Annotated in this window: 11 protein-coding genes; 8 read left to right on the top strand and 3 right to left on the bottom strand. The window is 55.9% G+C overall.

From position 1 onward, the window contains the following. Positions 1 to 143 precede the first annotated feature (143 nt). On the top strand, positions 144 to 356 hold the full coding sequence (gene rpmE, locus ACA108_21525; GenBank protein XEX95849.1) for a 50S ribosomal protein L31: 213 nt from the start codon (positions 144 to 146) through the stop codon (positions 354 to 356). A 70-nt stretch (positions 357 to 426) separates the two neighbouring features. On the opposite strand, the gene metJ is transcribed toward rpmE, so the two are convergent. After that, positions 427 to 744, bottom strand: coding sequence for a met regulon transcriptional regulator MetJ (gene metJ, locus ACA108_21520; protein XEX95848.1), 318 nt, complete (start codon positions 742 to 744; stop codon positions 427 to 429). A gap of 262 nt (positions 745 to 1,006) precedes the next feature. Here metJ and metB point away from each other — a divergent pair, with 262 nt between their 5' ends. The 3 genes from metB (at position 1,007) to metF (ending at position 5,760) form a co-directional block, all read left to right on the top strand. Next, complete coding sequence (metB, locus tag ACA108_21515; protein ID XEX95847.1) at positions 1,007 to 2,167, top strand: cystathionine gamma-synthase; 1,161 nt, start codon at positions 1,007 to 1,009, stop codon at positions 2,165 to 2,167. 2 nt (positions 2,168 to 2,169) lie between these two features. Beyond that, positions 2,170 to 4,602: a bifunctional aspartate kinase/homoserine dehydrogenase II gene (locus ACA108_21510; protein ID XEX95846.1), complete on the top strand. Its 2,433-nt coding sequence runs from the start codon at positions 2,170 to 2,172 to the stop codon at positions 4,600 to 4,602. 267 nt (positions 4,603 to 4,869) lie between these two features. Further along, entirely contained in the window at positions 4,870 to 5,760 is an 891-nt protein-coding gene (metF, locus tag ACA108_21505) for a methylenetetrahydrofolate reductase (GenBank protein ID XEX95845.1), read from the top strand. Positions 5,761 to 5,872: 112 nt separating this feature from the next. Here metF and ppc read toward each other — a convergent pair whose 3' ends face one another. Together ppc and argE are read right to left on the bottom strand one after the other, a co-directional pair. Further along, the gene (gene ppc, locus ACA108_21500) at positions 5,873 to 8,524 is read right to left on the bottom strand and encodes a phosphoenolpyruvate carboxylase (GenBank protein ID XEX95844.1); all 2,652 of its coding nucleotides are present in this window, start codon (positions 8,522 to 8,524) and stop codon (positions 5,873 to 5,875) included. Between the two features lie 236 nt (positions 8,525 to 8,760). Continuing rightward, positions 8,761 to 9,912 carry an acetylornithine deacetylase gene (gene argE, locus ACA108_21495; GenBank protein ID XEX95843.1) on the bottom strand — a complete coding sequence of 384 codons (1,152 nt, stop codon included), beginning with the start codon at positions 9,910 to 9,912 and terminating at the stop codon, positions 8,761 to 8,763. A gap of 137 nt (positions 9,913 to 10,049) precedes the next feature. On the opposite strand from argE, the gene argC reads away from it, so the two are divergent. From argC to argH, 4 genes are all read left to right on the top strand, one after another. Continuing rightward, on the top strand, positions 10,050 to 11,054 hold the full coding sequence (argC, locus tag ACA108_21490; GenBank protein XEX95842.1) for an N-acetyl-gamma-glutamyl-phosphate reductase: 1,005 nt from the start codon (positions 10,050 to 10,052) through the stop codon (positions 11,052 to 11,054). A gap of 19 nt (positions 11,055 to 11,073) precedes the next feature. Next, positions 11,074 to 11,847 carry an acetylglutamate kinase gene (argB, locus tag ACA108_21485; GenBank protein XEX95841.1) on the top strand — a complete coding sequence of 258 codons (774 nt, stop codon included), beginning with the start codon at positions 11,074 to 11,076 and terminating at the stop codon, positions 11,845 to 11,847. A gap of 29 nt (positions 11,848 to 11,876) precedes the next feature. After that, complete coding sequence (locus tag ACA108_21480; protein XEX95840.1) at positions 11,877 to 13,094, top strand: argininosuccinate synthase; 1,218 nt, start codon at positions 11,877 to 11,879, stop codon at positions 13,092 to 13,094. 105 nt (positions 13,095 to 13,199) lie between these two features. Further along, the gene (gene argH, locus ACA108_21475; GenBank protein ID XEX95839.1) at positions 13,200 to 14,573 is read left to right on the top strand and encodes an argininosuccinate lyase; all 1,374 of its coding nucleotides are present in this window, start codon (positions 13,200 to 13,202) and stop codon (positions 14,571 to 14,573) included. Positions 14,574 to 14,645 lie beyond the last annotated feature (72 nt).

The following is a 14,645-nucleotide window of genomic DNA, read 5'->3' as shown; positions in this document are numbered from 1 at the left end:
GTTTGCAAGCACCTGCGGGATTCTGTATGATTCGCCGCCTTTGATGCGCAGTTTTGGCTTCGAATAAACCTACTTTATTAACATCGCGTGGTGTCTGGCGTTAGGGCTGGAAGAGCGACGCGGCCTTAGACCTGAGGTTTTCCATGAAAAAAGATATCCACCCTAAATATGACGTAATTACTGCCAACTGTTCTTGCGGTAATTCTATCAAAATCCGCTCTACTGCGGGTCACGATCTGAACCTGGACGTTTGTGGCGAATGCCACCCGTTCTACACTGGTAAACAGCGTGACGTTGCTACCGGTGGCCGTGTTGACCGCTTCAACAAGCGTTTCAGCATCCCAGGCGCGAAATAATTTTTCGCCGTCCGGAAATGAGAAAGGCGCCTTACGGCGCCTTTTTTGTATCTGAAATCCGGGATGGTATTTAGTATTCCCAGGTGTCCGGATCTATCCCCAGCTCGCGCATAATCACCTTTGCAGCTTCCGGGATTTCATCGCTGCGTTCTTTACGCAGGTCTTCATCGTTCGGCAGAGGCTGGCCTGTGAAGGCGTGAAGGAATGCTTCACACAGCAATTCACTGTTCGTTGCGTGTCGCAGGTTGTTCACCTGGCGACGGGTGCGCTCATCGGTGAGGATTTTTAACACCTTCAGAGGAATGGACACCGTAATTTTCTTTACTTGTTCACTCTTCTTACCGTGCTCAGCGTAAGGGCTGATATATTCGCCGCTCCATTCAGCCATGAGATACCTTTAATCCTCTTATCAATTAAACATGCTCAAAACGGGCGTGGCACGATTTGGGCGATTATCTGTCTAGTGTACCGCGTTGAACAGGGCGCAGTCTGCGACGCTGTCGCGCTAAAGCATATAATTTTAACGGCTATTTCGCGTTTGCTCAATCTATACGCAAAGAAGTTTAGATGTCCAGATGTATTGACGTCTATCTTTTCAATGTTTACTCTGATGCCTGACCTTTATTCCACCAGCAAGGATCGGGCAGACAATGACGCGCAAACAGGCAACCATCGCAGTACGCAGCGGTTTAAATGATGACGAGCAATACGGCTGTGTTGTTCCACCCATCCACCTCTCCAGCACCTATAACTTCACCGGCTTTAATGAACCTCGTGCCCATGACTATTCGCGACGCGGCAACCCGACGCGTGACGTAGTCCAGCGCGCGCTGGCTGAACTGGAAGGCGGGGCAGGTGCCGTGATGACCAACACCGGCATGTCTGCCATTCACCTGGTGACTACGGTCTTCCTGAAGCCTGGCGATCTGCTGGTGGCACCGCACGACTGCTACGGTGGCAGCTATCGCCTGTTTGACAGCCTGGCAAAACGCGGCGCATACCGCGTTTTATTTGTCGATCAGGGCGATGAAGCAGCCCTGAAGGCGGCACTTGCCGAAAAACCGAAGCTGGTACTGGTAGAAAGCCCGAGCAACCCATTGTTACGCGTGGTAGATATTGCGAAAATATGTGCCGCGGCGCGCGAAGCCGGGGCGATCAGCGTAGTGGATAACACCTTCCTGAGCCCGGCCCTGCAAAATCCGCTGGCGCTGGGGGCGGATCTGGTTCTGCACTCCTGTACCAAATATCTGAACGGCCACTCTGATGTGGTGGCTGGTGTAGTGATAGCGAAAGACCCTGAGCTGGTCACCGAGCTTGCCTGGTGGGCAAATAACATCGGCGTGACCGGCAGCGCGTTTGACAGCTATCTGCTGCTGCGCGGTCTGCGCACGCTGTCGCCGCGTATGGACGTTGCCCAGCGCAACGCGCAGGCCATCGTTGAGTATCTGAAAACGCAGCCGCTGGTGAAAAAGCTGTATCATCCGTCGCTGCCGGAAAACCAGGGACACGAGATCGCGGCCCGTCAGCAGAAAGGGTTTGGCGCGATGCTGAGTTTTGAATTTGACGGAGACGAGCAGACCCTGCGCCGTTTCCTGAGCGGGCTGTCGCTCTTCACCCTTGCGGAATCGCTGGGTGGCGTTGAAAGCCTGATTTCCCACGCGGCAACCATGACCCACGCGGGCATGGCGCCGGAAGCGCGAGCCGCGGCTGGCATTTCCGAAACGCTGCTGCGTATCTCTACCGGTATTGAAGATGGCGATGATTTAATTGCCGACCTGGAAAATGCCTTCCGGGTGGCAAGAGAGGGGTAAGCATGAGTGTTTCAGCACCAGCAGGGACGCCGGTTCGTCAACTGCACAAGTTTGGCGGCAGTAGTCTTGCAGATGTGAAGTGTTACCTGCGTGTGGCGGGTATCATGACCGAATATTCCAGGCCTGGCGACCTGATGGTGGTCTCTGCCGCTGGCAGCACCACCAACCAGCTAATCAGCTGGCTTAAGCTGAGCCAGAGCGACCGGCTATCTGCACACCAGGTTCAGCAGGCGCTGCGCCGCTATCAGAGCGAGCTAATCAGCGGCCTGCTGCCGCCCGAGGTGGCAGACGGTCTGATCGGTGAGTTTATTCACGATCTGGAACGTCTGGCCGGTCTGCTGGACGGCAAAATCACCGATGCGGTGTATGCCGAAGTGGTTGGTCACGGCGAAATCTGGTCTGCACGCCTGATGTCTGCGGTGCTGAATCTTCAGGGGATTGAGGCCGCCTGGCTTGATGCGCGCGAATTCATGCGCGCCGAGCGTGCGGCCCAGCCTCAGGTTAACGAAGGGCTCTCCTGGCCGCTGCTGCAGGAGCTGATGGCACAGCATCCTCATAAGCGTTTGGTCGTGACCGGCTTTATCTGCCGCAACGACGCGGGCGAAACCGTGCTGTTAGGCCGTAACGGCTCAGACTACTCGGCAACCCAAATCGGTGCGCTGGCGGGCGTTTCCCGAGTGACCATCTGGAGCGACGTGGCCGGGGTATACAGCGCCGACCCTCGTAAAGTTAAAGATGCATGCTTGCTGCCGCTGCTGCGTCTGGACGAAGCCAGCGAGCTGGCCCGTCTTGCGGCTCCGGTACTGCATGCTCGTACATTACAGCCCGTGTCCGGTAGCGATATCGACTTACAGCTGCGCTGCAGCTACTCTCCGGAACAAGGTTCTACACGCATTGAACGCGTGCTGGCATCCGGTACGAGCGCGCGCATCGTCACCAGCCATGATGACGTCTGCCTGATCGAGTTCCAGATCTCTGCGGGCCAGGACTTTAAGCTGGCACAAAAAGAGCTGGATACCCTTCTCAAGCGTATTCAGATCCGCCCACTCTCCGTTGGCGTACATCCCGACCGTAATTTGCTGCAACTTTGCTACACCTCCGAAGTGGTTAATAGCGCGCTGGAGCAGCTTCAGGCTGCTGGTCTGCCGGGCGAGTTACGCCTGCGTGAAGGGCTGGCGCTGGTGGCGATGGTCGGCGCGGGCGTTTGTCGTAACCCGCTGCACAGCCACCGCTTCTGGCAGCAGCTGAAAGACCAGCCTGTGGAATACATCTGGCAGTCCGAAGATGGCATCAGCATTGTGGCCGTGCTGCGCGGTGGCCCAACGGAGAACCTGATTCAGGGCCTGCACAAGTCGCTGTTCCGCGCCGAAAAACGCATCGGGCTGATGCTGTTCGGCAAGGGGAACATTGGCTCCCGCTGGCTGGAACTGTTTGCCCGCGAGCAGGAAACGCTCTCTGCCCGTACCGGGTTTGAATTTGTACTGGCAGGCGTGGTAGACAGCCGTCGCAGCCTGCTGAACTACGAAGGGCTGGATGCGAGCCGTGCGCTGGCGTTCTTCAACGACGAAGCGGTAGAGCAGGATGAGGAGTCCCTCTTCCTGTGGATGCGCGCCCACCCGTACGACGATTTGGTGGTGCTGGACGTCACCGCCAGTGAACAGCTGGCCGATCAGTATCTCGACTTCGCAAGCCACGGTTTCCACGTTATCAGCGCCAATAAACTGGCCGGTGCTGGTAACGGACAAAAGTACCGCCAGATCCGCGACGCGTTTGAAAAGACAGGTCGTCACTGGCTGTACAACGCCACCGTCGGCGCTGGCTTGCCGGTAAACCACACGGTGCGCGACCTGCGTGACAGCGGCGATGCGATTCTGGCTATCAGCGGTATCTTCTCCGGCACGCTCTCCTGGCTCTTCCTGCAATTTGACGGCACCGTGCCGTTTACCGAGCTGGTAGATCAGGCCTGGCAGCAGGGGCTGACGGAGCCGGATCCGCGTGTTGATTTGTCCGGTAAAGACGTGATGCGCAAGCTGGTGATCCTTGCCCGTGAAGCGGGCTATGACATCGAACCTGATCAGGTGCGAGTAGAATCTCTCGTGCCAAACGGCTGTGAAGAAGGGTCGGTCGATCACTTCTTCGAGAATGGCGAGGCGCTGAACGACCAAATGGTTCAACGCCTGGAGGCAGCCCAGGAGATGGGGCTGGTGCTGCGCTATGTGGCGCGCTTTGACGCCAACGGTAAAGCACGTGTTGGCGTGGAGGCCGTTCGCCCTGAACATCCTCTGGCCGCGCTGCTGCCGTGCGATAACGTCTTTGCCATCGAAAGCCGCTGGTACCGCGATAACCCGCTGGTGATCCGTGGGCCGGGTGCAGGCCGCGATGTCACCGCTGGTGCTATCCAGTCCGATCTTAACCGCCTGGCGCAGCTGCTGTAGCCCCTGGCGGATGACGCAGGCTTATCCGCCCTACAAAGACTTCTCTGTCGTAGGGTGGATATGCGCCAGCGTCATCCACCACTCAACATCCTCCTTTCTCGCATCATGAACAAAATTCACCTTCCGTGAGAATTCCTCAGATCCTGTAGTGATTTTTCAGTTGACGGCCTTCGCCTTTTCCTTCATCTTGCTATCTGGACGTCTAAACGTCTGGACAGCAGTAAAACACAACATTACATAATAAAATGCGATTGATGAGGTAAGGGTATGAGCTTTTTTCACGCCAACCAGCGGGAAGCACTGAATCAGAGTCTGGCCGAAGTTGCCGGGCAAATTAACGTTTCCTTCGAGTTTTTCCCGCCGCGCACCAGTGAAATGGAACAGACCCTGTGGAGCTCCATCGACAGGCTCAGCAGCCTGAAGCCGAAGTTTGTCTCCGTGACCTACGGTGCCAACTCCGGCGAGCGCGACCGTACGCACAGCATTATCAAAGGCATTAAAGATCGCACCGGTCTGGAAGCCGCGCCCCACCTGACCTGTATCGATGCATCACGCGACGAATTGCGCACCATTGCCCAGGATTACTGGAACAACGGTATCCGCCACATCGTTGCCCTGCGTGGCGATTTACCACCGGGCGGCGGCAAGCCGGATATGTATGCCTCAGATCTGGTCACCCTGCTCAAGGACGTAGGCGATTTTGATATCTCCGTCGCCGCTTACCCAGAAGTTCATCCGGAAGCGAAGAGCGCGCAGGCCGACCTTATCAACCTGAAGCGTAAAATTGACGCGGGTGCGAATCGCGCGATCACCCAATTCTTCTTCGACGTTGAAAGCTATCTTCGCTTCCGCGACCGCTGCGTGGCGACGGGCATTGACGTTGAAATCGTGCCGGGGATCCTGCCGGTCAGTAACTACAAGCAGGCCCACAAGTTTGCCACCATGACCAACGTGCGAGTGCCGCACTGGATGGCGAAAATGTTCGAAGGGCTGGATGACGACGCGGAAACTCGCAAAATGGTCGGCGCAAATATCGCCATGGACATGGTGAAGATTTTAAGCCGCGAAGGTGTGAAGGATTTCCACTTCTATACGCTGAACCGCGCCGAAATGAGCTACGCGATTTGCCATACGTTAGGCGTTCGTCCCGGTTTGTAATATTATTTTCCGGTCAGAATAAACCCCGCCACGCAGCGGGGTTTTTCATTTAACGTCACAGCAAAAACACTAAACCCCGCATGCGCGGGGTTTAGGAACGAAGGTTTTCAGGTTAGCCTGTGTTACGCATCCCGGCAGCAACGCCTGCGATGGTGACCATCAGCGCCTGCTCAACCTGCGCGTTTGGCTCTTCACCTTTCTCTTCAAGCTGGCGTGAACGGTGCAGCAGCTCTGCCTGCAGGACGTTCAGCGGGTCAGTGTAGATGTTACGCAGCATGATGGACTCGGCGATCCATGGCAGGTCTTCCATCAGATGTGAGTCGTTGGCGATATCCAGCACCACTTTGATATCCGCTTCCAGCTGATCGCGCAGCTGTTTGCCCAGCTTCCACAGCTCCGGCTTCACCAGGCGCTGATCGTAGTATTCCGCCAGCCACAGGTCGGCTTTGGCGAACACCATCTCCAGCATGCCCAGACGTGTAGAGAAGAACGGCCAGTCGCGGCACATGGTTTCCAGTTCGTCCTGCTTGCCGTCCTCGACAACTTTTTGCAGCGCGGCACCGGCGCCCAGCCAGGCGGGCAGCATCAGACGGTTCTGCGTCCACGCGAAAATCCACGGAATGGCGCGCAGGGACTCAACGCCGCCATTTGGCTTGCGTTTTGCCGGACGTGAGCCGAGCGGTAATTTACCCAGCTCCAGTTCAGGCGTTGCGGATCGGAAATACGGCACGAAATCTTTGTTTTCGCGAATATAGCCACGGTACATATCGCAGGAGGTAACGGACAACTCCTCCATGATAGTTTTCCACTCTTTCTTCGGCTCCGGCGGCGGCAGCAGGTTCGCTTCCAGAATCGCGCTGGTATAGAGCGACAGGCTGCTGATGGTGATTTCCGGCAGGCCGTACTTGAAGCGGATCATTTCGCCCTGTTCGGTCACGCGCAGGCCACCCTTCAGGCTGCCCGGAGGCTGAGACAGCAGCGCCGCGTGGGCAGGTGCGCCGCCGCGGCCAATGGAGCCGCCGCGTCCGTGGAACAGCGTCAGGATGATGCCTGCTTTTTCGCAAGTTTTGATCAGCGCATCCTGTGCCTGATACTGCGCCCAGGAGGCCGCCATCACGCCTGCATCTTTTGCGGAGTCAGAGTAGCCAATCATGACCATCTGTTTGCCCTGGATAAAGCCACGGTACCAGTCGATGTTCAGCAGCTGGGTCATCACGTCATCGGCGTTGTTCAGGTCATCCAGCGTTTCAAACAGCGGTGCGACCGGCAGCGCGAAGGTGCAACCAGCTTCTTTCAGGAGCAGGTGTACGGCCAGCACGTCAGAAGGCGTTTTGGCCATGGAGATAACGTAAGCGGCGATCGAACCGCGCGGCGCTTCGGCAACCACTTTGCAGGTTTCCAGCACTTCACGCGTATCTTCGCTCGGCTCCCACTGGCGTGGAAGAAGAGGGCGCTTGGAGTTCAGTTCACGAATCAGGAAGGCCTGTTTATCTGCCTCAGACCAGCTTTCATAGTCGCCAATGCCAAGATAGCGGGTCATTTCGCCCAGCGCTTCGGTGTGGCGAGTACTTTCCTGGCGAACGTCGATACGCACCAGCGGCACGCCAAAGCTTTTCACGCGGCGCAGGGTATCAAGCAGCTGGCCGTTGGCGATGATGCCCATGCCACAGGCTTGCAGAGACTGATAACAAGCATAAAGCGGATCCCACAGCTGTTCGTTCTGGGTCAGCAGGCCTTCCGGCTTCGGCAGACGCTGGCCCTTCAGGCGGGCTTCAAGCCAGGCCTGGGTTGCCAGCAGCTGCTGGCGAACGCCTTTCATGATGCAGCGGTATGGTTCCTGAGCAGCATCCGGACCTGCCAGCTCGCTCAGCTCCGGGGTGCATTCCACCATCGACAACTCGGAAATCAGAACCTGGATATCGCGCAGGAAAAGGTCGGTAGCTTTCCAGCGGCTCAGCAGCAGCACGTGGCGGGTGATGTCAGCGGTGACGTTCGGGTTACCGTCACGGTCGCCGCCCATCCATGAGGTAAAGCGCACCGGTACGAAATCGACTGGCAGCTTATAGTGCAGATGCTCTTCGAGCTGTTCATTCAGCTCGCGCAGGTAATTTGGCACGCCTTCCCAGAGGCTGTTTTCAACGACCGCAAAGCCCCATTTGGCTTCGTCTACCGGGGAAGGGCGATGCTTACGTATTTCATCGGTATGCCATGCCTGAGCAACCAGCTGGCGCAGACGGCGCATAATCTGGTTACGCTCGTAATCGGCGATGTCGGAGTGGTCCAGCTGTTTCAGGCAGCCATTCACTTCCACCAGCTTATGGATCAGGGTGCGACGGGTAATTTCTGTTGGGTGTGCGGTCAGCACTAATTCCAGGGAGAGGGACTCCACAGCTTCACGAATGGACGCCTCGCTGATATCCGGCTGTTCTTTTAATTTTTGGATAGTTTTTGCGATGACTTCAGGATTGCTTGCGGCTTCGCCGTTGGCGGAAATGCTGTGGAACTGCTCGGCGGTGTTGGCCAGATTCAGGAACTGGCTGAACGCTCGGGCTACGGGGAGCAGCTCGTCGTTAGACAGGTTCTGTAACGTGGTGAGCAACTCCTGACGGTTGGCTTCGTTGCCCGCCCGTGAGGATTTTGACAACTTACGGATTGTTTCAACGCGATCAAGGATGTTTTCACCTAATGCATCTTTGATGGTATCGCCGAGCAACTTGCCGAGCATACTGACATTACTTCGCAAAGCGGAATACTGTTCGTTCATTATGACCCCAGACACCCAATCTTTATGTAATTAAATTTCACCCGTGAAGGTTCAACACCGTCTTTATAAAGCCACGTCTGAAAGTGTTCGTCAATTGCTACGAAATCGTTTCAGCAAACGAGTAAATGCCGCGAATTCATGAAATTTAATTACCAGGTTTGCTCATAAGCAATTCTTATAGGAATCGCAAAAAAACCAGCGGAAAAAGAGGCGAAACGCTCTTTCTCCGCTATTTTTTAATGCCAGCAAAAATGATGCACGACCTGCGTAATGAGTTTGCGCGTCGGCTCGATAAATTTCGTTTCGAGGTACTCATCCGGCTGGTGAGCCTGGTTTATTGAGCCAGGACCAAGCACCAGCGTCGGGCAAATCGTCTGGATAAACGGTGCTTCGGTGCAGTAGTTCACGACCTCGGTTTGTGCGCCAAGAAGGTCTTCTACAACCTTGACCAGCTGGTGGTCTTTGGCGCATTCGTAGCCCGGAATCGGTGGATGAAGTTCAGATACGGTCAGACGACCGGGCCAGCGCTGGCTCACCGGCTCCAGCGCTTCATTTAGCAGGCCGTTGAGATCGCTTAACGTCAGCCCAGGCAGCGGGCGGATATCCATATGCAACTCGCAGCAGGCGCAGATACGGTTAGCCGCATCACCGCCGCTGATATGGCCCAGGTTAAGGGTCGGGTAAGGCACGGTGAAGGCATCGTGGTGATAGCGATCTTTCAGCGTGTTTTTTAGCGACATGATATGGCCGATGGCATCGTGCATCAGCTCGATGGCATTAACGCCGCGGGCCGGATCGCTTGAATGGCCGGACTGACCAAGAATGCGGATGGCGTTAGAAATGTGCCCTTTGTGCGCACGAACCGGCTGCAAAGACGTCGGTTCGCCGATGATCGCGCAATCCGGACGCAGGCTGGTGGTTTCAGAGAAATACCGCGCGCCCGCCATTGTGGTTTCTTCGTCGGCGGTCGCCAGAATATAAAGTGGTTTTTTAAGCACTGACACATCGACATCGCGTAACGCGTCAAGAATGAAAGCGAAGAAGCCTTTCATGTCGGCGGTACCGAGGCCGTAGAGTTTATTTTCATGTTCGGTCAGGGCGAAAGGATCGCGGGTCCAGCGGCCATCGTCGAACGGCACGGTATCCGTATGACCTGCCAGCAGCAAACCGCCAGCACCCGTACCTGTGCTGGCCAACATATTGAATTTATTGCGTGTTCCTGGGACCGGCTGCACTTCGACGTTAAAGCCTAAATCGCGGAACCAGCCCGCCAGTAAATTGATTAAAGACTCATTGCTCTGATCCAGCGCGCTGTCGGTGGCGCTGATGGAGGGGGTCGCGATCAATGCGCGGTAAATCTCGATAAAAGGAGGTAATTTCATCTTCACTGTTGACAGGCCTTAGCTTGGAATAGTATACATAATCATGCATTAATATTGAATAAAAATACAATAATGCGCGCCGTAATGAAACCACGAATTCTCGTCATTTATAGTAATCACGACCAAGAAGGTGAACAGCCCAGATGTTGAATACGCTGATTGTTGGTGCTAGCGGTTATGCAGGCGCAGAGCTTGTAACCTATTTGAATCGTCATCCTCATATGAACATAACCGCTTTGACGGTTTCAGCGCAAAGTAATGACGCAGGAAAATTGCTTTCCGATCTGCATCCGCAGCTCAAAGGCATAGTCGACATGCCGTTACAGGCTATGTCGGATATCAGCGAATTTACCGATGGCGTCGATGTGGTGTTCCTGGCAACAGCCCATGAGGTCAGCCACGATTTGGTTCCCCAGTGTTTAGCTGCGGGCTGCGTGGTCATCGATTTATCTGGCGCGTTTCGGGTGAATGATGCGGAGTTTTATCAGCGCTATTACGGCTTCACCCATCAGCATCCCGGTCTCCTTGAACAGGCGGTTTATGGCCTCGCCGAATGGCAGAGCGATAAGCTCAAAAAGAGTAATTTAATTTCCGTGCCGGGCTGCTATCCGACTGCCTCCCAGCTGGCGCTCAAGCCGCTGATTGACGCGGGCCTGCTGGATCTGAACCAGTGGCCGGTGATCAACGCCACCAGCGGCGTCAGCGGAGCAGGGCGCAAAGCGGCTATTTCCAATAGCTTCTGTGAAGTTAGCCTGCAACCCTACGGCATCTTCAACCATCGCCATCAGCCGGAGATAGCCACTCATCTCGGCACGCAGGTCATTTTCACTCCACATCTGGGTAATTTCCCACGCGGTATTCTGGCGACGATAACCTGCCGCCTTAATAAAGGCGTGACCGCGCAGCAGGTGAGCGAGGTCTTCCAGCAGGCTTATAAAGATAAGCCGATGGTGCGCCTGTATGACAAAGGCGTCCCGGCGCTGAAAAACGTGGTGGGGCAGCCGTTCTGCGATATTGGCTTTGCGGTGCAGGATGAACATCTGATCGTCGTGGCGACGGAAGATAATCTTCTTAAAGGTGCTTCGGCCCAGGCCGTACAGTGCCTGAATATTCGTTTTGGCTTCGCCGAAACGCAGTCTCTTATTTAACCGACAGCCGGGTGACACGATGAATCCGTTAATTATCAAATTAGGTGGCGTACTGCTGGATAGCGAAGAGGCGCTGGAGCGTCTGTTTACCGCGCTGGTCAACTATCGTCAGTCCCACGAGCGCCCGCTGGTTATTGTTCACGGCGGCGGCTGCCTGGTGGATGATCTAATGAAAAAGCTCTCCCTGCCGGTGACCAAGAAAAACGGCCTGCGCGTGACGCCTGCTGACCAGATCGACATCATTACCGGTGCGCTGGCGGGAACAGCTAATAAAACTTTACTGGCGTGGGCGAAGAAACACGCTATTAACGCCGTAGGCCTCTGCCTGGGTGATGGAGACAGCGTGACCGTCACTAAGCTGGATGAAGATCTGGGCCACGTCGGTCTGGCGAAGCCCGGCTCAGCTAAGCTGATTAACGCCCTGCTGGACGGCGGTTTCCTGCCGATTGTCAGTTCAATTGGCGTGACTGCCGAAGGTGAACTGATGAATGTAAACGCCGATCAGGCGGCGACCGCGCTGGCGGCAACGTTGGGGGCGGATCTGATACTGCTCTCTGACGTCAGCGGCATTCTGGACGGTAAAGGGCAGCGCATCGCCGAAATGACGGCGGCGAAGGCGGAGCAGCTGATCGCTCAGGGCATCATTACCGACGGCATGATTGTAAAAGTTAACGCGGCGCTGGATGCAGCCCGCACGCTGGGTCGTCCGGTGGATATCGCCTCATGGCGCCATGCGGATCAGCTCCCCTCTTTGTTTAACGGCGTCGCCATTGGCACCCGGATTCTGGCCTAGTTTAAAATATGTTTTTGAAGGATAAGACAATGCAAAATCACGGCATCAAAAAAATTGTTCTCGCCTACTCCGGCGGCCTCGACACCTCAGCGATCATTCCTTGGCTGAAAGAAAACTACGGTGGCTGCGAAGTGGTCGCCTGCGTGGTGGATATCGGCCAGGATCGTGACGATCTGAAAGGCGTTGAGCAAAAAGCACTGCGCTCAGGCGCAACGGAATGCTACGTAGTGGATGCACGTGAAGAGTTCATCAGCGACTATGTTTACCCGGTGCTGCAAACTGGCGCGCTGTATGAAGGCAGCTACCTGCTGGGCACCTCTATGGCTCGTCCTCTGATTGCTAAGGCGCTGGTGGATGTGGCTAATAAAGTTGGCGCAGATGCGCTGTGCCACGGCGCGACCGGTAAAGGTAACGACCAGGTGCGCTTCGAATCGACCTGGGCTGCCCTGGCTCCGCACCTGAAAGTCGTTGCGCCATGGCGTGAGTGGAACCTGCGTTCCCGTGAAGCGCTGCTGGATTACCTGAAAGAGCGTGATATTCCGACTACCGCATCGCTGGAAAAAATTTACAGCCGCGACGAGAACGCCTGGCACATTTCTACCGAAGGCGGCGTGCTGGAAAGCCCGTGGAACGCACCGAACAAAGATTGCTGGGTGTGGACCGTCGATCCTAAAGAAGCACCGGACCAGGCGGAGCAGGTGACTGTTACCGTTAAGCAGGGCAAAGTGGTTGCCGTGAACGGCGAAACGATGAGCCCGTTCAAATGTCTGGAAACCCTGAACGCCATTGGTTCTAAGCACGGCATCGGTCGTATCGATATCGTTGAAAACCGTCTGGTGGGTATCAAGTCCCGTGGCTGCTACGAAACCCCAGGAGGCACCATCATGATGGCGGCCCTGCGTGGCGTTGAGCAGCTGGTGCTGGATCGCGATAGCTTCAAATGGCGTGAGCAGTTGGGTCTGGAAATGTCCTATGTCGTTTACGACGGTCGCTGGTTCGCGCCGCTGCGTAAATCTCTGCAGGCGTCTGCTGAATCCCTGGCTGAAGAAGTGAACGGCGAAGTGGTGCTTGAGCTGTACAAAGGGCAGGTTACCGCGCTGCAGAAGAAATCCCCGAACAGCCTGTACAGCGAAGAGTTCGCAACGTTTGGCGAAGACGAAGTGTATGACCACAGCCACGCGGGCGGCTTTATCCGTCTGTTCTCGCTGTCATCCCGTATTCGTGCGCTGAACGAGCTGAAGAAGTAATAAAATCGTAGGGTGGATAAGCCTGCGTCATCCACCGCTTGATGGCGGATGGCGCAGGCTTATCCGCCCTACAAAGTAATGAAGAATATTTAATGGAGCATGACTATGGCACTTTGGGGTGGACGTTTTACACAGGCAGCTGACCAGCGGTTCAAACAGTTCAATGACTCATTGCGCTTTGATTACCGCCTGGCTGAACAGGACATCGTTGGCTCTGTCGCCTGGTCCAAAGCGCTGGTCACCGTTGGCGTGCTGACTCAGGCCGAGCAGGTTGAGCTTGAGCAGGCGCTGAACGTACTGCTTGAAGAAGTGCAGGCTAATCCGCAGGCCATTCTGGCAAGCGATGCGGAAGATATTCACAGCTGGGTGGAAGGTAAACTCATCGACAAGGCGGGCGCGCTGGGTAAGAAGCTTCACACTGGCCGTAGCCGTAACGATCAGGTCGCCACCGACCTGAAGCTGTGGTGCAAAATGCAGATCGGCGAACTGCTGATGGCAACCCGCCAGCTGCAGCAGGCGCTGGTGGAAACCGCAGAAAATAACCAGGATGCCGTCATGCCTGGCTATACCCACCTGCAGCGCGCACAGCCGGTCACTTTTGCCCACTGGTGCCTGGCGTACGTTGAGATGCTGGCGCGTGATGAAAGCCGCCTGCAAAGCACACTGGAGCGTCTGGACGTCAGCCCGCTGGGCTGCGGCGCGCTGGCGGGTACCGCTTATGAAATTGACCGTGAACAGCTGGCCGGCTGGTTGGGCTTTGCCTCGGCAACCCGCAACAGCCTGGACAGCGTCTCCGACCGTGACCATGTCCTCGAGCTGCTCTCCGATGCCTCTATCGGCATGGTTCATCTCTCCCGCTTTGCAGAAGACCTGATCTTCTTTAATACCGGTGAAGCTGGTTTTGTTGAGCTGTCCGACCGCGTGACTTCCGGCTCTTCCCTGATGCCGCAGAAGAAAAACCCGGACGCGCTGGAGCTGATTCGCGGCAAGTGCGGCCGCGTACAGGGCGCGCTGACCGGCATGATGATGACGCTGAAAGGTTTACCGCTGGCCTACAACAAAGACATGCAGGAAGATAAAGAAGGGCTGTTCGACGCGTTGGATACCTGGCTCGACTGTCTGCACATGTCCGTGCTGGTGCTGGATGGAATTCAGGTGAAGCGTCCGCGCTGTAAAGAAGCGGCAGAGCAGGGCTATGCGAATGCTACCGAACTGGCGGACTATCTGGTCGCCAAAGGCGTGCCATTCCGCGAAGCGCACCACATCGTAGGTGAAGCGGTCGTTGAGGCGATTCGTCAGGGTAAAGCGCTTGAGGCGCTCTTCCTTAAGGATCTGCAAAAGTTCAGCGCGACCATCGGCGATGACGTCTACTCAATCCTCTCGCTGCAGTCCTGCCTGGATAAACGTGCTGCCAAAGGCGGCGTGTCGCCAGCCCAGGTTGCCCAGGCTATTGCGGATGCGAAACAGCGTCTGGTTTAAGCTTGTTATGGTGAAAGAATCCACCCTGCATATCTCTCTTTCAGCCAGATCCAGGGCAAAAAAAAGCGGACA

This window comes from Dryocola sp. LX212 (assembly GCA_041504365.1).
In the GTDB taxonomy this organism is placed as follows: Bacteria; Pseudomonadota; Gammaproteobacteria; order Enterobacterales; family Enterobacteriaceae; genus Dryocola.
Note: the sequence above shows the minus strand (reverse complement) of the source record. Positions and strands in the feature narration are given on the sequence as shown.